14 protein-coding genes and 1 pseudogene are annotated in these 17,723 nt (G+C 56.1%); 7 read left to right on the top strand and 8 right to left on the bottom strand.

Annotation, left to right across the window (positions count from 1 at the left end; genetic code table 11):
- Positions 1–96: 96 nt before the first annotated feature.
- The 4 genes from KO116_RS10530 to KO116_RS10515 are packed head-to-tail and all read right to left on the bottom strand — an operon-like array spanning position 97 to position 4,701.
- Positions 97–1,485, bottom strand: coding sequence for a hypothetical protein (locus KO116_RS10530; RefSeq protein ID WP_035555641.1), 1,389 nt, complete (start codon positions 1,483–1,485; stop codon positions 97–99).
- Positions 1,482–1,952 carry a PaaI family thioesterase gene (locus KO116_RS10525; protein ID WP_035555638.1) on the bottom strand — a complete coding sequence of 157 codons (471 nt, stop codon included), beginning with the start codon at positions 1,950–1,952 and terminating at the stop codon, positions 1,482–1,484. The genes KO116_RS10530 and KO116_RS10525 overlap by 4 nt, the downstream gene beginning before the upstream one ends.
- Entirely contained in the window at positions 1,949–3,550 is a 1,602-nt protein-coding gene (locus KO116_RS10520) for a class I adenylate-forming enzyme family protein (protein WP_035555635.1), read from the bottom strand. Before KO116_RS10520 ends, KO116_RS10525 begins: the two co-directional genes overlap by 4 nt.
- Positions 3,550–4,701, bottom strand: coding sequence for an acyl-CoA dehydrogenase family protein (locus tag KO116_RS10515; protein ID WP_035555633.1), 1,152 nt, complete (start codon positions 4,699–4,701; stop codon positions 3,550–3,552). Before KO116_RS10515 ends, KO116_RS10520 begins: the two co-directional genes overlap by 1 nt.
- A 216-nt stretch (positions 4,702–4,917) precedes the next feature.
- Here KO116_RS10515 and KO116_RS10510 point away from each other — a divergent pair, with 216 nt between their 5' ends.
- The 7 genes from KO116_RS10510 (at position 4,918) to KO116_RS10480 (ending at position 12,241) form a co-directional block, all read left to right on the top strand.
- The gene (locus KO116_RS10510; RefSeq protein WP_035555630.1) at positions 4,918–6,441 is read left to right on the top strand and encodes a 3-hydroxyacyl-CoA dehydrogenase; all 1,524 of its coding nucleotides are present in this window, start codon (positions 4,918–4,920) and stop codon (positions 6,439–6,441) included.
- Positions 6,442–6,468: 27 nt separating this feature from the next.
- On the top strand, positions 6,469–7,677 hold the full coding sequence (locus KO116_RS10505) for a 3-oxoadipyl-CoA thiolase (protein WP_035555627.1): 1,209 nt from the start codon (positions 6,469–6,471) through the stop codon (positions 7,675–7,677).
- 102 nt (positions 7,678–7,779) lie between these two features.
- Positions 7,780–8,601, top strand: a complete 822-nt coding sequence (locus KO116_RS10500; RefSeq protein WP_035555624.1) for an IclR family transcriptional regulator — start codon at positions 7,780–7,782, stop codon at positions 8,599–8,601.
- A gap of 93 nt (positions 8,602–8,694) precedes the next feature.
- On the top strand, positions 8,695–9,843 hold the full coding sequence (locus KO116_RS10495; RefSeq protein WP_035555620.1) for an MlaE family ABC transporter permease: 1,149 nt from the start codon (positions 8,695–8,697) through the stop codon (positions 9,841–9,843).
- Positions 9,843–10,667 carry an ABC transporter ATP-binding protein gene (locus KO116_RS10490; RefSeq protein WP_045812257.1) on the top strand — a complete coding sequence of 275 codons (825 nt, stop codon included), beginning with the start codon at positions 9,843–9,845 and terminating at the stop codon, positions 10,665–10,667. Before KO116_RS10495 ends, KO116_RS10490 begins: the two co-directional genes overlap by 1 nt.
- A gap of 6 nt (positions 10,668–10,673) precedes the next feature.
- Positions 10,674–11,615 carry an MlaD family protein gene (locus tag KO116_RS10485; protein ID WP_035555615.1) on the top strand — a complete coding sequence of 314 codons (942 nt, stop codon included), beginning with the start codon at positions 10,674–10,676 and terminating at the stop codon, positions 11,613–11,615.
- Entirely contained in the window at positions 11,612–12,241 is a 630-nt protein-coding gene (locus KO116_RS10480; RefSeq protein ID WP_035555612.1) for an ABC-type transport auxiliary lipoprotein family protein, read from the top strand. The genes KO116_RS10485 and KO116_RS10480 overlap by 4 nt, the downstream gene beginning before the upstream one ends.
- Positions 12,242–12,266: 25 nt before the next feature.
- Here the strand turns inward: KO116_RS10480 and KO116_RS10475 are convergent.
- The 4 genes and pseudogenes from KO116_RS10475 to KO116_RS10460 all read right to left on the bottom strand — a co-directional run bounded on the left by KO116_RS10475 (position 12,267) and on the right by KO116_RS10460 (position 17,634).
- A pseudogene (locus KO116_RS10475) lies at positions 12,267–14,128 on the bottom strand (protein kinase domain-containing protein).
- Between the two features lie 11 nt (positions 14,129–14,139).
- Complete coding sequence (locus KO116_RS10470; RefSeq protein ID WP_035555606.1) at positions 14,140–15,414, bottom strand: 2-oxo acid dehydrogenase subunit E2; 1,275 nt, start codon at positions 15,412–15,414, stop codon at positions 14,140–14,142.
- A 38-nt stretch (positions 15,415–15,452) separates the two neighbouring features.
- Positions 15,453–16,430 carry an alpha-ketoacid dehydrogenase subunit beta gene (locus KO116_RS10465; protein WP_035555603.1) on the bottom strand — a complete coding sequence of 326 codons (978 nt, stop codon included), beginning with the start codon at positions 16,428–16,430 and terminating at the stop codon, positions 15,453–15,455.
- Position 16,431: 1 nt separating this feature from the next.
- Positions 16,432–17,634, bottom strand: coding sequence for a thiamine pyrophosphate-dependent dehydrogenase E1 component subunit alpha (locus tag KO116_RS10460; RefSeq protein ID WP_035555600.1), 1,203 nt, complete (start codon positions 17,632–17,634; stop codon positions 16,432–16,434).
- Positions 17,635–17,723 lie beyond the last annotated feature (89 nt).

The raw sequence follows: 17,723 nt of genomic DNA, 5'->3' as shown, positions 1-17,723 counted from the left end.
ATACAGTTTCGCATAGCAGAATATTGTTTCACTTTATAACAAGAACAATAAAAAAACGCCGGACAAAGGTCAAGCGCTTCTTTATTGTGGCGCCCCTTAAAAAGGTGACCAGACAAACCACCCCGCTAACAGTGGAATCGAGGTTACCAGAAATCGGCCGTTCCAACGGTAGCCAATGCGTGTGGCGGGCACCCCGGTAAACCGCGATAAAATCAGCATGGATGCCGTCATCGGCGACGACATTAGCGCCAGCGCCCAACCTACCATGAGTGACGCGCCAATTAGCGGCGGCGTCAGGCCCTCAATAGCTAATTGTGGCAGTAAGCCCACCAATAGCGTCACCGTTACAATCGGATTAACGCCTATTTGGGCAAGCCCCACCACCATTAGCATAGCCAGCACGGCATTAAAGGCGGCCCACTGATTTAACACGGTTAATAGCGGTGCCAACTGTTGTGTATCCACTAGTCCAACGCATAAGTGGCCTAAATAGCCCGCTGCTCCCAACACCACGATTTCATTGGCACTGGGCGACAGCAACCAAGGTAGCTGACGATGCACCACCGTCATTGCCGCAGGTAGCCCGCCATAGCCGAGCCTGCGTCGCTGCCAGGCAAGCCATAGAAATGCACCGGTAGGTGCGCCCAACAGCGCGGCAATAGGCAGCCGTAAATCAAGCAGCCAGGCAATAGAGAACACCAGCGCGACAATACCGACAAGCAACACGCTAAACTGCGCCAGCGGGCGTAAAGAAGGTGAAGTTGCCTGTGCTTTATTGGCAGGCGGATGCGGACCGGTTAAGTAATCCACTGCCCAACCCGCTAGAAAAATCAGCATTGCGGCGCCCAAAATATACGGCGCAAGCTCAAGCCAGGTGACTTGAGGAAGGCTCGACAGCACGACGGCGACGCCGATACCCATGGGCGAAATAAGTGGCGCCAGGGAGAACCCACGCAGCAGCGCCAGCATCATGCGCCGCTGGCGAGCTTCGCGAACCCAGGCGCGCCCTTGGGCGGCGCCTAGCGTGTTGCTTTTTTCGATCATGGCGGCGAACAGATTAAGCACGCCAATATTAAGGATAATTCCAAACAGTGCCGAACCTAACGACAAAATGGGGTAGCGGCGGCTGGGGGGTTGATGCAACATACTCTGACCGCATCGGCGCACCAAACGGGAACGATAGGCAGGTAAGCGCAGCATACTCAGCGCCACCACAAAGGTGGCAAAAAAAGCAAAACGCCCGCTGGCCTCAAACAGCAGTTGAGCGGGGTTTGGCGATCGCCACAACGCGACTAGCGTCAACACGCCCGCCACCAGCAGCAACCCTTTGGCCATACGGGTAAGCTGACCCACCAGCGTTGCTAAATAGAGCAGCAATGCGCCAATGCCAACCGCCTGCCAAAATAGGTTGCCGACCACCAGATGGTATAGCGTTGCCAGAGTGACTAGCAGCAGTAGCGAGACCCGCAGACGGGCTGGGCTCACTCAGCAGGCTCCCCGGGGTTGTTATCCGCAAAGCCCTCAGGCGATTCGCTACCTCTGCGACGGCGAAATGAACCTTCACCCATGGCCACTAAAGTGCCCTGTTCATCGACGATCTTGCCGCTGCTCATATAAGTCTTCTGACCGCCACCGCGCACACTGCCTGTTGCCCTTAGCACGCCCTGCCGAGCGGGTCCAACAAAGGTGGTAGTCAGTGACAGCGTCATTCCCCGGCGAATATTGCCGGGTACGTCACAGTGCAGACCTGCCAAGCTCAGCGCACTATCCAGCATCGAGGCCAATACGCCACCGTGCACATTACCACTACGGTTTAGATGTTTGGGCTCGATAGTGAGCTCCACCACGGCGCGGTCTGGCTGCCACTCAACCACCTGCATGCCCAGCAGTTCGTGATAGCCCATCAGCGCTTGTTGAGACTTATCTGACGTATGTATTTGCGAAGGGCTCATAACCCGCTCTCCTGCTGTGCTAAATCCCGCAACCGCCCTTTAAGAATTTTGCCGCTGGCGGTGGAAGGTAGCATATCCATCAATACAATTTGAGTAGGCCGTTTGTAAGGCGCCAACCGCTCGGCGATAAACGCCTTGAGCTCCGCCATATCAACGTCAACGCCCGGCTCACACTGCACAAAGGCCACGACTTCTTCGTTACCGGCGATCTGGCGCCCTACCACGGCAGTTAGTGTTACTGCCGGGTGCTCGTTGATCACCGCTTCCACGTCCGGTGGGTAGATATTGAAGCCCGAGCGGATAATCAGCTCTTTGCTACGCCCCACGATATACAGCTGGTCATCATGATCGAGCTTGGCAATGTCGCCGGTGTTGAGCCAACCCTCTTCGGTCAGAGTAGCGCGGGTGGCTTCCGGTTGGCGAAAGTAGCCTTTCATAATATTGGGGCCGCGCACCCACAGTTCACCCACTTCATCACCGGGCTGCTCGGAAGTGCCGCTATCGCTTAGCGGTTCCAGACGATACTCCAACAGGGGCAATACACGACCAACAGTGCTGTTGGTATGGCGATCATCAATACGGGTTTGACTGATGGTGGGGCTGGCCTCGGTTAATCCGTAGCCATTATGTAGCGTTAGGCCAAAGGCTGCCTCCACCCGCACTTTGGTGTCGCTATCCAACGGCGAACCACCCGCAGACATGTAAATCAGCTCAGGCGCTTCAAGAGTGCGTTGCTCGCGTTTTAAAAACTCTAACGCCCGGGCATACATAGCGGGCACGCCCTGGAGCACGGTGATTCGCTCCTGCTTTAGTGTGTCCAGCATATGCGCTGCATCAAAACGCGGCACGGTATAGAGGCAGGCGCCGTTATACAGCGACCCCATACAGACCGATGAGAGACCGAACACGTGAGACATAGGCAGCACGCCATACACCCGTTGGCCTTCGCTTAAGTGACGCATGCCGCCTGAGATTGAGGCGATATAGAGAATGCCACGATGAGTCAGCATGACGCCTTTAGGGGTGCCGGTCGTGCCCGAGGTGTAGATCATGGCGGCCACCTGTTCGGCACCGCTCGCGCAGACCGGCTCGGGGTCGCTCTCGTATAGAGAAGAAATCGCCAGCCCACCCAACTGAGGGTGCTGATAGCGGTCGGCGGCGTGGCGCTCGGCGTGCTGGCACGCCTCTGGCGACGCATCGCAGGTATAGAACACGCGCCGGGGCAAGCAGTTGCCCTGGATCAGGTCAACTTCCTGAGCTGAGAGGCGCGAATTCACAATCGCTACCCACACATCCATCTCGCTGGCGGCCAGCAATAGCACGACCAGGGCGCGGCAGTTTTCGCTCACCGTCATAATCCGGTCGCCTGGGCGAATATCCAACGCGCTTAACCAGTCGCAGGCGGCGTGTATTTCTTCACCCAGCTCTGCATAACTCCAACGCACACTGCCATCCACAATGGCGGGCTGATCACCCATACGTTTGGCATTTTCAAGCACGCGGGTGCTGAGCCGCTCGGGAAGCTCAGCCACTAGTTCGCTAGCGAGACGTCCAAAAATACTTTCATCCGGCGCTTGGTAAGGTACCGACAAAGCCATTAGGACGCCTCCCGCACCATATTCCGAGCAATCACGATCTGCTGAATTTGCGTAGTACCTTCGTAAATACGGAATAGCCGTACATCACGGTAGAAGCGCTCAACGGCGTACTCGGACATATAGCCCGCGCCGCCGTGCACCTGCACGGCGCGGTCGGCCACACGGCCTACCATTTCGGCGCAGAACAGTTTGCAGCAGGAGGCCAGCGTCGAAACATTTTCGCCGTCATCTTTGCGCCGTGCAGCGTCCATTACCATGGTTTTGCCTGCGTAGGCTTCGGTTTTGCTATCTGCCAGCATGGCTTGAATCAACTGGTGCTCGGCAAGGGCAGCACCAAACTGCTTACGCTCCATGGTGTAGCGTAAAGACTCTTCCACTAAGCGTTCAGCCACACCGACACAGACTGCAGAAATGTGCAGCCGTCCGCGGTCCAGCACCTTCATGGCCGTTTTAAAACCTTGCCCCTCTTTACCGCCAATAATGTTTTCGGCGGGGACCCGGCAGTTATCAAAAATAATATCGCAGGTGTGAGCCCCCTTTTGGCCCATCTTGCTATCCGCCGCGCCGCGCACTAAGCCAGGGGTGTCGCCTTCAACAATAAACGCAGAAATACCGCCCGCGCCTTTATTCTCCGGGTTGGTGCGTGCCATCACAGTGAACAGGTCAGCTTCGGGGCCATTGGTGATATAGCGCTTGGTGCCGTTCAAGATGTAGTGGTCGCCGTCGCGCACCGCGGTCGTCCGCAGGCTGGCCGCGTCGGAGCCTGAATCCGGCTCGGTCAAACAGAACGAGCTAAGAATCTCCCCCGTTGCCAAACGCGGCACATACTTGGCTTTCTGCTCGTCGGTGCCATCAATCAAAATGCCCTGGGCACCAATGCCGTTGTTAGTACCAAACACCGAGCGGAAGGCGGGCGACGTTTTACCTATCTCCATCGCCACCAACGCTTCTTCTTCCATGGTCAGCCCCAGGCCGCCGTACTCTTCTGGAATCGAAAGCCCAAACAGCCCCATCTCTTTCATTTCAGCAAGGATTTCCGGCGGTACCGCGTCCTCCTCTGCCAGTCTCGCCTCATTGGGAATTAGGCGTTCACGGACAAAACGGGCGATGGTATCGACAAGCTGGTTAATCAGTTCGGGATCGCGAATCATGACGGCTCCTGGTGGCAACGGGTTTTATAGTTAGCGTTATCATTAGAAGTAGCGCTGAGCATGGACAATGCGCATATTTTGCATAGCAAAACTATTGTTCACTATTCTTGTCAGGCACTTTTGCATAGCCTAGGATGTCAGTCAATAATTGAAACACAGTTCTGCAATGCAGAATCAAAATCTATAAAGCACTCACTTGCAGCGAGGATTTGGCGTATGGCTAGCGAATCAACACCTTCCCCCTTCACCACGCTTGGCATTGTCGGCACTGGCGCCATGGGCCGTGGCATCGCTCAACTGGCGGCCCAAGCAGGCCTAAAGGTCATACTGTTCGATGTTAAGGAGGGTGCTGTAAAAGAAGCCAAAACGTTTATTAACGGCCTATGGGAGAGAAGTGCTGATAAGCAGCGCATCACTAAAGAGCAGGCGCAGCATTATAGTGAGCAGTTAACAGAGGCAAGCGAACTCGCCGCGCTGGCCCCCTGCGATATCGTCGTAGAAGCCATTGTCGAGAAGCTTGAGGCCAAGCAGGGTCTGTTCAGTGATTTAGAAACGATTGTCAGCCAGCAGGCCGTGCTAGCGACCAATACCTCTTCACTATCCGTCACCGCCATTGCCGCTACCTGCCAACACCCTGAGCGAGTGATTGGTTTCCACTTCTTTAATCCCGTCCCACTGATGAAGATTGCCGAGGTCATTCCTGGTTTACGCACCGCCGATGAGGTCACCCAGCGGGTGAATGCTCTGGGCAAAGCCATGGGCCACTTTACTGCCCAGGCTACCGATACGCCTGGATTTCTAGTCAACCACGCCGGGCGCGCCTTCGGCACCGAAGCGCTGCGTATTCTAGGCGAAAGCGTTACCGACCCAGCCACCATTGATCGCATTATGGTTGATCAGGGTGGTTTTCGAATGGGGCCGTTTACGTTGCTGGACCTTACCGGACTGGATGTCTCCCACGCGGTGATGGAATCGGTGTATCACCAGTATTATGAGGAAGCGCGCTTCCGCCCTTCACCGCTAACGCGGCAGCGCTTGGCTGCAGGCTTGCTGGGGCGTAAAACCGGCGAAGGCTTTTACCGCTATGTGGAAGGCAAGCAACAAATGGCGGATGAGCCCGCTATCGCTGAGGTGTCTCCTTGCCCGGTGTGGATCAGTCAAGACGACCCCGAATCCGCCGCAGCGCTCGCTGAATTGGTCAACACGGCGGGCTGGCCATTAGAGACCGGCCCACAGCCCACTGAGCAAGCGCTCTGCCTGCTGACGCCTTTTGGTGAAGACGCTACTAGCTGTGCGCTGCGCCAAGGGCTGGACGCCAAACAGTGCGTGGCGGTGGATATGCTCGCGGGGCTAGATAAACGCCGCAGCATGATGACCACACCGATAACTCAGCACACCTTCATTCAAGCAGCGCAAAGCCTACTCAACCACGACGGCACCCCGGTGAGCACGCTTCAAGACAGTAACGGCTTTGTTCTTCAACGCGTTGTTGCCTGCATCGTTAACGTTGGTGCCGAGATTGCCCAGCAAAGCGTCGCGGAACCCGCCACTATCGACCGCGCAGTTGAGCTGGGTTTGGGCTACCCCTTCGGCCCGCTACTTATGGGTGACCATTACGGCGCCACGCGTATTATGACGATACTCAATAACCTGCTCGAGGCCACCGGTGACCCACGCTATCGCCCTAGCCCATGGCTGCGCCGTCGTGCCGCTCTGCAAATGTCGCTAACGACTGCTTAACAACAACTTAACAACAGGAAAACCATCATGCAAGACGCCTATATTTACGACGGTTTACGCACCCCTTTTGGCCGCCACGGTGGCAGCTTGGCGGCTATTCGCCCCGATGAACTGCTGGGGCTGACGCTGAAAGCGCTGGTCGCCCGCAACCCCTTTGCGCCGGAAAGCTATGAAGAGGTGTTGGCAGGCTGCACCAACCAGGCAGGTGAAGACTCCCGTAACGTGGCCCGCCACGGTGCATTGTTGGCAGGCCTGCCTATTGAAGTGGCGGGCCAAACCGTCAACCGGCTTTGTGGTAGTGGCTTGGCGGCGATGATGGATGCTGCCCGGGCAGCTCGACTGGGTGAAGGCGAGCTGTTTTTGGCCGGTGGCGTTGAGTCCATGTCCCGCGCACCTTATGTATTGGGTAAAGCAGACTCCCCTTTTGCCCGCAACCAGCCGATGTTCGACACGGTGATAGGTTCACGCTTCCCCAACCCCTGGATTGCCAAAGAGTACGGCAGCCACAGCATGCCGGAAACCGCCGATAACATTGCCCACGACCTGAATATTGGCCGCGATGCCAGCGATGCGTTTGCCGCCCGCTCCCAGGCGCGCTACGCCCAGTCACTGGCAGCCGGCTTCTACGACGGCGAAATGTTGGGTGTTGAGGTTCCTCAAGTGCGCAAACAGCCGCCCCTGCTGGTAGATAAAGACGAGCATCCACGTCCGCAAAGCACGGAAGATAAATTGGCCAAGTTAGCCGCACTGTTTGAGGGCGGCGTGGTGACCGCAGGCAACGCCTCAGGCCTTAACGACGGTGCCGCCGCCCTGATTGTGGGCACCCAGGCTGCCGGTGAGCGTGTAGGCTTAACCCCACGCGCGCGCATTGTCGCCAGCGCCGTTGCCGGTGTTGCGCCGCGGGTGATGGGGTTAGGGCCAGTACCCGCTTCACAAAAAGCGCTGGCGCGTGCCGGGCTTACCCTTGAGCAGATGGATGTGATTGAAATTAACGAAGCGTTTGCCGTTCAGGTGCTTGGCTGCGTGCAGCAGTTGGGGCTCTCCGTCGACGATCCACGCTTGAATGCCAACGGCGGCGCTATCGCCATTGGCCATCCCCTAGGGGCTTCAGGAGCACGCTTGGCGCTTACGGCTCTCCGACAGCTTGAAACGACCGGTGGGCGCTATGCGTTGGTTACCATGTGCATCGGCGTCGGTCAGGGCATTGCCACAATTATCGAGCGTCTGGACAGCTGATTTAGTGTCAAACAGCCGCTATTTCGTTGATAGGCATGAACGCTGCGTCTAAGTAGATATGCGATACTGGGCGCCATAAGCCACCTATTGTTGGGATATTGAATGCACCCCACCGACACTGATGCTGACGACCCGCAGTTGCCCGGAAAAGATCGCAACTTTGTGACTGCGCTCGCGCGCGGCTTAGAGTTGCTGCGCGCCTTTGGCGCAGGTGAAGAGTATTTAGGCAATGCTGAGCTGTCCAACCGTACAAGTATTCCTCGCCCGACGGTGTCACGGTTAACCTATACCCTGACCCAGTTGGGCTATCTCCAGCACAATACCCACCTGGAGAAGTATCGGCTCGGCCCAGGTGTCTTAGCTTTGGGGTATCGCTTTCTCGCTAACATGGGCATTCGCGAAATTGCCCGTCCGCATTTACAAAAATTTGCCGATGCTACCGACTGCAACGTTAGCCTGGGCGGCGCTGACCGCAGCGATATGGTTTATTTGGAAACCTGCCATGGCCACGGCCCGCTAATCATTCGCCTGGACACGGGCTCCCGCCTGCCCATTGCCACTTCTGCGATTGGCCGTGCCTGGCTATGCGGCTTGTCTGACGAACGGCGCCAGCAGGTGCTCCAGGAGTTGGCCAGCGAGTATGGTAGTGACTGGCCGCGTTATGAAGCGGGTATACAACAGAGCTTTAAAGACTATGCGCAGTACGGTTTTTGCCTCTCTGAGCAGGATTGGCAGCGCGATATTAGCGCCGTGGCGATGCCGCTGATTTTGGAAGATGGCGCCGAGGTCATGGCGATTAACTGCGGCGGCTCCAGCCTGCGCTTGGATCACGACCGCTTGGTTAATAACTTAGGCCCTCGTCTCAAGGAAGTCGCTAATCAGATTAAGCAGGAACTAGCGCCAAGAGACCGCTCGGCACGGTAAATTCAAGCTAGGGAGACTTTAACTAACGCCCGTTTGAATGCATCATAGACTTCTAAGCAAGCGCATCGATACCAAGAGCGCCAAGGAGTGGGGATGCCAAGCGAGTGGATAGCGCGTCATGATCAAACAGTAACCCTCAAAGGCGAGTGGACGCTTGCCAACTACCGGCATATCAAAACGGCGCTTATTCACACAGAGCTCATTAACACAGAGCTCATTAACACAGAGCCCGGCAAGCCAACGGGTGCGACAGTTTCGCTAGACGCGATCACGCGCCTTGATACCGCTGGTGCCATACTCATCGTTGAGCTGATTGGCGTTGAGAAAGCGCGTGCAGTAGCCGACTGGGCAGCAGAGCTGCCGAGAGAGCAGCAGGCACTGCTTGTGCGTATTGCCGAAGCCATGGAAGCGCCGCTTGATGCTCCTCCTCCTTCCTATTCACGTATTAGCCAAGCGCTTGCCAGTGTGGGCCAACAAATGGTGGGGCTTTGGTCTCAGCAGCACCAGCTGCTGGCCTTTATTGGTCTTGTCATGGCCACCCTCTTCCATCTGGCATTGCGGCCACGCCACTGGCGTTTAACGGCCACCGTTGCCCATATTCAGCAAAGCGGTCTTAACGCCGTACCCATCGTCGCACTACTCACCTTTATGGTGGGTGCCGTCGTGGCTTTCCTTGGCGCTACCGTTTTGCAGGATTTTGGCGCCACCATTTATACCATCGATCTTGTTGCGTTCTCTTTCTTGCGGGAGTTCGGCGTTCTGCTTGCTGCGATCCTACTCGCAGGACGAACCGCCAGCGCCTTTACTGCCCAGATCGGCGCCATGAAATCCAACGAAGAGATTGATGCCCTGCAGGCCCAAGGGCTAGATCCTATCGAGCTTTTGGTACTCCCAAGGGTAATGGCGATGTTAATTAGCCTGCCCATGCTCGCCTTTGTAGGTATGCTCAGCGGCTTAGCGGGTGGCGCCATGGTCACCTCCCTATCACTGGATATTTCACTTACCCAGTTTATGGCCACGTTGCAAAAAGACGTATCGGTGACGCATTTTTTGGTAGGCCTTAGCAAAGCACCGGTGTTTGCCTTTGTGATCGCCGTTATTGGCTGCCTTGAAGGCTTTAAGGTCAGCGGCAGCGCGCAGTCGGTGGGAGAACACACCACGTCAAGCGTCGTTCAATCGATTTTTATGGTGATTCTGATTGATGCCGTCGCCGCGCTGTTCTTTATGGAGATGGGCTGGTGATAGATTCAGCTAAATCGACACCACAACCCGATCAACCGGTGATTCAGGTAAAGGGATTAGTTAACCGTTTCGGCGCCCATGTAGTTCATGAAAACCTGGATTTGACCCTTAAGCGCGGAGAAATTCTTGGCGTTGTGGGCGGTTCAGGTACCGGTAAATCAGTGCTTTTGCGTAGTATCGTTGGTTTGAAACGTCCCAATGGCGGCACGGTTGAAGTGCTTGGCAATACGCTTAACGAGCTAGACGACCAACAGCGCAGCCAAATAGAGCGGCGCTTTGGCGTGCTGTTTCAGCGCGGAGCCCTGTTTAGTTCGCTGAACCTGCAAGAGAATATTGCGCTAACGCTGATTGAACATGCCAAGCTACCCCGTGAAGATGCCGAACATCTTGCCAGAGTAAAGCTCTCGCTGGTCGGTTTACCGCCCCAGGCTGCGCTTCAGTTCCCTGAATCGCTGTCTGGCGGCATGGTGAAGCGCGCGGCGCTGGCCCGGGCTTTAGCACTGGACCCCGACATTCTATTTCTTGATGAACCGACGGCAGGGCTTGACCCTATTGGCGCGGCGGCTTTTGACCAGTTGCTGGTCACCCTTCGCAATGCTTTAGGATTCAGTGTTTTTCTGGTCACCCATGACTTGGATACGCTATACGCCGCTTGCGACCGGGTAGCGGTACTCTCGCAAAAACGCGTATTAGTCGTAGATACCATTGATAAAGTGGCGGATACCGACGACGAGTGGGTTCAAGACTACTTTCACGGGCCGCGTGGTCGAGCCGCTCAGCGTGCTCATGCCGCCTTTTCAACGAATGCTTACACTCAGGAGTGAGGGTCGATGGAAACCCGCGCACATCACGTTTTGATAGGTCTGTTCACACTGGGAACCGCCGTCGCGGCGCTGCTGTTTGCACTATGGATGAGCTACGCAGCCGGTGAACGTAGCTACCAGCCTTACCGCATTCTATTTGAGCGCAGCGTTAGCGGCTTATCGGTCGGCAGCCGAGTGCAATATAACGGTATTGAGGTGGGGGACGTCACCGAGCTTAACCTTAATCCTGATGACCCTCGGCAGGTGATTGCCCATATCCGCGTTTACGATGACGCACCGATCAAGACAGACACCCGGGCAAAACTTGCCTTTGCCAGCATCACCGGCAGCATGTCTGTGCAACTCCACGGCGGCACCCCTGAAGCCCCGCTGCTGATTGACCAAACCGATATCGAAGCGCCGTTTATAAGCGCAGACCCTTCGCCCATCGCCACGCTGTTCGATGAAGGCGAAGATATGATCGAGAACATCAACTCAATCCTGAAAAACGTTAACGAGCTGTTTGACGATAATAACCGTGATCAGGCAGGCAATATTTTAACCAACATTGCTCAGATTACCGAGATGATTGCCGCCCAGCAGAACGCCTTGGATCAAAATATGGCGCTTTTCGGCGAAGCCACTCGCCAAGCAACTAACACGCTTAGCAGCATCGACGCACTTAGCCAGGAAGCGACACAGCTGCTGCGTCAAGAGGGCCGGCTGGTAATGCAGAGCGCCGCCGAGGCGAGCGATGATGTGGCACGTGCGGCTCAGCGTATTGAGCAATTAGTAGAGACTAACGCTGGTGCCATCGAGGGCAGCCTGCAGGGCGCGCAAGATATTGCCCCAGCGCTCTCTTCGCTGCGCTCCACGCTCGATACATTGGATCGTATTACCCGCCAGCTAGAGGAGAGCCCAACAGACTTTTTTCTGGGCCGTGATCAGGTAGAGGAGTTCCGCCCATGAAGTTACGCCCCGCTGTTTTCGTTTCTGTTGTCTGCGTTACTGCCGTACTGCTGATGAGTAGTGGCTGTTCAATATTGCCCGAAAGTGAGCCAGCGACGCTGTATCGTTTGCCCAGTAGCGATATACAGCCCGTCACATCAGATTCTATGACCACCCGCCAACGCCTTGCTGTGGCTGCTCCGCAGGCGGGGCATTTACTGAGTAGCAACCGTATTGTGGTTTACCCAGAGGGTAATGTGGTTAATGTGTACGAAGCTGCCCGCTGGCAAGAGAATGCCCCTGCTTTACTCCAATCGCGCTTGATCACTGGGTTACAGCAGAGCCGCCTATTCGCCAGCGTGGGTAGCGATAGCCTGCCTTCCGAGCAACTGCTGCTCAGCGAACTACGTCACTTTCAGAGCGACTACGCTACCCGTCCGCCCACGGTGAAAGTTCAGCTCGATGTTCAGCTCGTCAGCACTCAAAACCGCGCTTCAATCGCGTCTCAAAGCTTCACCACCAGCGCGCAATCAATAAGCACCGATATACCTGATGTGGTTAATGCGTTTGGTATCGCTAGCGACGAGCTTGCTGAGGAACTGGTCAACTGGCTGGCCAATCAGGAGGAAGCTAATCCCCTTGATTAAGCTAGCAGTGACTAAGCCAGCGTGATTAGGACGTTGTTGCCCTTCGGACATACTCCCGCGGGTCGCGGGGGTAGTAGCGTTCGGGTTGGCTTTCAAGATGAGTAAAATAACGGGTGTCTTTGTAGGGCATCTTCATGTAGCCCGAGACGCCTAGACCCTCTATTTGGTCTACCGAGGCGAGAATGCGCGCCAGCAGCGTGCGGAACTCTCCCTCTCGAACCGGATCCAGCAGGCGGTAGTAGCTATGTATTTTGAGGTGCTGTGGCAGCGCTTCAAAAATGATCATGCCAGTATGGTGAATATCATTGAGCTGCTGCAGCACATGCATAATCGCCTCGGGCAGTACCAACAGCTCTTCTGGGTCGGGGCCATCCTCAAAGTAGCTGTGCTGACGGGTGCGATCCTCGAGCTCCGGTACTGCGCTCAACTCATAGCCTATCGCCATGCTGGGTTCGCTAACGAAAGCTTCATCCACGGAAGCTCGTTCTAAGTGCAGTGTTTGCCGCGCGTTAAACAAGCAGCTTTTAAACACGCCCTGGCGGTGAATTGCCCGCGCCAAGTGCACCATATTATTGACCGCTTCGATAAACGCAGGTTTCAGCGTCGGGTCGTGTAAATTTAACGACGAGTCGATATATACCCCTTCCCGCTCCCAGCGTACCGCCAAGCCCCCACCACCGGATATTTGCCCAAGCGGCTCACCGACGCCAAAAAGGCCTTTTCGGTTTCACCCATACCCTGCATAAACTGTTTGTAATAGCGGTCGAGTTGTACGTCGTTGACATCATTCAGGGTTTGTTGAGCATGCTCTTCCTGTGAAAAGGCTTCGCGCAGGAAGGCTTTGCGCGAGCTATAGACCACGGTATCGATCTCCTGATGCGCGGGGCGCGCCCATACCGGCACCAGCGGTACATTGTGCGATGCGGGCAGATCGATCATTACGACTCTGGCCATACGCGACATGTGGTTTAGAAAGTAGTCGCCTGCTTTGCGCCGCACCTGAGGGTCAGGGTCGAGCATTCCATCCAGGGTGCGGGCAAACTCCATCGGTAACCCCAGCGAACTGGCGGGAATGGCACGATGGCCAAATCGACACGACTGCGCCGACGCCAGCGCATACAGGGTTCCCGCTGCTCCCTGCTCATCGAACCGCGGCGATGACAGTGCGCCGTTTAACTGCTCTTCGCCAATAAAGTAAACATCGCCCAATCGGGCATTGGTTTGCTGCAGATTATCCGACATCAGCTCCATGACGTTCGCGCCCACAAACTGCAGTTGAGCATCCAATTGGGCAAATACCGATGAGCCCCAGTCGATTAGCGCAATAGACTCCTGCTCGGCGTCATACACCAAGTTAGAAGGCTTGATATCGCCATGTACCACCGGCCGTGCCTGGGGGCCTGACTCCCGGCGCAGGGTAAGCAGGATGTCGGCCAACTGCGCCGCCATGCGAACAATCAAGCGGGGTGACAGGCGCCCCTGTTTAAGCGATACCTGCTCTAGATTCCAGCCGGGGGCACGCTCCATCACCAGAATGGACTGCCCCCGGGAACGCTGGTAGGCAATGAGACCTGGAATGCGAGGATGGGACACCTGCTCGAGCATAAACGCCTCCTCTTCGAGGCGTTCCTGCAAGTGCGTGGGTAGGGTAATGCGCGAGAATTTAAAGACATAGTGCGCTACAGCACCTTGGTGGACGGTGCTGCCAGCAAATACAAAACCGTAGGCGCCCTTGCCAATGAGCTCGATGCCCTGATAGCCCAACTGGGAGAGCTGCGCCTGGCACAGCGCCACCCAGTCTTTCAGCTTGCGGGCATCGTGATGACTCAGCAGATAAACCGACTGCTCTTCGGGTATGTAAAACTGCTGAAGCGGTGCCTGGGACATAAGTCGCCCTGCTAGCCCAAGTGAAGCAGCATGGTCTCTGGGGCTTCCAGAAAGCCCTTCCAGGCATTACAGAAACGCGCAATGGTACCACCGTCGATAAAGCGGTGATCGCCCGCCCAGGTGATGGTCATAATCGCGCGGCGCTGCACCTCACCCTGCTCATCAAAGCGCGGTAACCATTGGGTTTTACCAATCGCCACAATGGCGGCTTCTGGGGCGTTAATAATCGGCGCGGCGTAGGTGCCTCCCAGCGCTCCGATATTGGAAATACTAATAGTGCCGCCTTTTAGATCGGCTTGATCCACCCGCCCTTCTCGTGCCGCCGTGGTTAACCGGCCGACTTCCCGCGCAATCTCCAGCAGGGTTAGGCGCTCAACGTTTTTAACATTGGGCACCATAAGGCCCGCTTTGCTATCGACAGCCATACCGATATTACACTGGGGATAATAATGCAGTTCATCCCCCGCTGCGTTTAACTGGGCATTAACGATGGGTTCTTCGGCGACCGCCAGTGCCATGGCTTTCATAAAAAACGGCATTAGCGTCAGCCGTTCGCCCTGTGCCTCGGCTAGCGGCTTTAAGCGCTCCCGCAGCGCCAGCAGTGCGGTCACGTCAATCTCTTCGCCGTAGTGAAAATGGGGAATGGTGCTCGCCGCTTCCACCATACGCTTGGCCATCACCGCGCGCACGCCGCGCAGTGGCTCTACCCTGGGCGCGCTGCTTTCGGCTTGGGTTTTAACCGCTGCTTGGCTGGATGGGGTAGCGGCTTGCGATGCTTGGTCAAGATGCGTTAGCACATCCTCTTTTAGCACTCGGCCATCTTTACCGCTACCCGCGATCTCCGTGAGCTGTAAGGCGTGTTCACGCACTAGACGTCTAACGGCGGGGCTGGCTGGCACCTTGTTAGATAAGCGGCCAGCAGCCGGCGTAGCTGTAACGGTGGAGGGTTCTGCCGCCCGTTCGCTCGGCTTTTCACTGGCGGCCGATTGGGCCATTTCTGTCTCGGCCTCACTCTTATTGTTGCTAGTCAGGTCGCTGGTTTGATTCTCCCCCTCCACCTGATAAGCAAATAGCGGCGCATGCACTTTAGCAATTTGGCCCTGGGCCACATACAGTTTGGTCACGACGCCGGCTTCGGGGGCGGTAATCTCCACCAGGGCCTTGTCGGTCATGACCTCAACGATAGGCTGGTCTTCTTCAATTTGATCGCCTTCAGCGACGCGCCATTCGACGACTTCGCACTCGACAATACCTTCGCCAATATCCGGCAGTAAAAAATCGCTCATTGTTGTTCTCCCCATGCGTACTTAGGCATTAATAGCCACTAAAAGTTGACGCTTTCGCGAATCGCTTCAAAAATCTTCAGGTGATCAGGCAGATACTCTTTTTCCAGCACCAGCGGAAAAGGCGTATCCAGACCCGTCACCCGGGCAATGGGCGATTCCAGGTAGAGAAAACAACGCTCTTGAATAGTGGCTGCAATTTCACCGGCAAAGCCGCCGGTTAATGGAGCTTCGTGGCTGACGACCAGGCGGCCAGTTTTAAATACGGATTCCGCTACCGTGTCGGCATCCCAGGGTAGCAGTGAGCGTAGGTCGATCACTTCACAGGCGATGCCCTGCTCTTCGGCTAACTCGACCGCTTTGCCGATCACCTCCATCTGCGCGCCCCAGCCCACCACGGTAATATCCGTGCCCTCTTTGGTGATTTCGGCTTCGCCAATGGGAAGCTGGTAATCCTCTTCGGGCACGTCGCCTACCGAAGCGCGATAGAGGCGTTTGGGCTCCAAAAAAAGTACCGGGTCCGGGTCGCGAATAGCGGCAAGCAGTAGCCCTTTGGCCTGATAGGGGTTGCGCGGCACCACCACCTTTAACCCAGGTGTATGGGTGAAATAAGCTTCGGGGGATTGTGAGTGATAAAGGCCACCGGCGATGCCGCCGCCGTAAGGGGTGCGAATGGTCAATCCGCCAACGTTAAACAGATCGCCTGAGCGGTAGCGGAACTTGGCGGTTTCGTTAACGATCTGGTCAAACGCGGGAAAGATATAGTCAGCAAACTGTATTTCTGCCACAGGCACCGAGCCCTGGGCCGCCAAGCCGTTGGCAAAGCCGATAATACCCTGCTCGACAAGAGGTGTGTTGAAGCAGCGCGCTCTGCCGTACTTCTCCTGCAGGTGACTGGTGGCCCGAAATACGCCGCCAAAAATACCCACGTCTTCACCAAAGCAGATGACTTTTTCATCCTCTGCCATGGCGATATCCAGTGCATTATTAATTGCCTGGAGCATGTTCATGGTCGCCATGTTACGCCTCTCCCTGGGTATCAGTCTCGGTGCCTACGTCTAGATCCAACGACTGCGCCCCGCGGGGATAAGCCTCGGGGTAGCGACGGATATGGCGTTTTAACTGATCGAATTGGCGCTGCAGCGCTGGGGTGATATCGGCATACACATCGCTGATCAGACTCTCTAGCGGCGGCGACGAGCGCTTCTCAGCCCGCTTCATGGTTTCCAGCACTTCACGGCGCAGGGTTTCCTGCTGGGAGGCCTCCTCCTCTTCACTCCACCACTGCTTTTTCAAGAGCCATTTTTGTAAACGCAGTACGGGATCCTTGGCGCGCCACACCTCCTCCTCATCTTTCGAGCGGTAGCCAGAAGGGTCATCGGAAGAGGAGTGCGCGGCAAGGCGATAGCTCATGGCCTCAATCAATACCGGCTGATTTTGCTCAACGGCGATCTTGCGTGCCTGCCGAGTTGCCTCATAAACAGCCAGCACGTCGTTCCCATCTACCCGGATCACGTGCATATGGTAGCCAAAGGCACGCGGGGCGATACCGTCGGCGGCAAACTGCTCGACGGCAGGCGTGGAAATGGCATAGCCATTGTTACGGCAGAAGAAAATCACCGGCACCTGATGCACTGAGGCCATATTCAACGCGGCGTGGAAATCACCTTCGGAGGCAGCGCCTTCCCCAAAAAAAGTTAACGTGCAGTGACCGTTACCAGCCAATTTTTGGCCGTAGGCGTAGCCCGTGGCCTGAGGAATCTGAGTCGCTAAGGGAGACGAGATGGTCATGTAGTGCAACTTGCGTGACCCGTAGTGAATCGGCATTTGACGGCCTTTGCCGTAGTCCAGCTCGTTGCCGAACAGCTGATTCATAAATTCGTCGATCGAGAAGCCGCGATACATCAAGGCGCCCTGCTCGCGGTACTGCGCCATAATCATATCGGCGTCATTTAGCGCAGCGGTGGCGCCCACTACGGCGGCCTCTTCCCCGGTACACTGCATGTAGAAGCTCAACCGCCCCTGGCGCTGAGCGGCCATCATGCGTTCATCGAGAATACGCGTGGCCAGCATTGCCTGGTAAATGCGCCGGGCATGGTCACGTTCAAGCGCCGGTTCAATGGCGCCGTCATGTAACTCGCCTTCCGGACAGAGCAGGCTAAAGGTGGGAATCGAAAATTCGTCGCCGGTCATGAAGTCCGGCTGGTGCACGTACTCAGTCATCATTATTGTCCTTGTTTTACCCCTTTTGAGGGCAGTGTTGTTGGTATTGGCCATTTTTGCCAGTGGATTTATCTGCCATGGGCCAATAC

It is taken from the genome of Halomonas sp. KO116 (assembly GCF_000734975.2).
In the GTDB taxonomy this organism is placed as follows: Bacteria; Pseudomonadota; Gammaproteobacteria; order Pseudomonadales; family Halomonadaceae; genus Vreelandella; species Vreelandella glaciei.
This window is presented reverse-complemented; position numbering and strand designations above follow the sequence as displayed.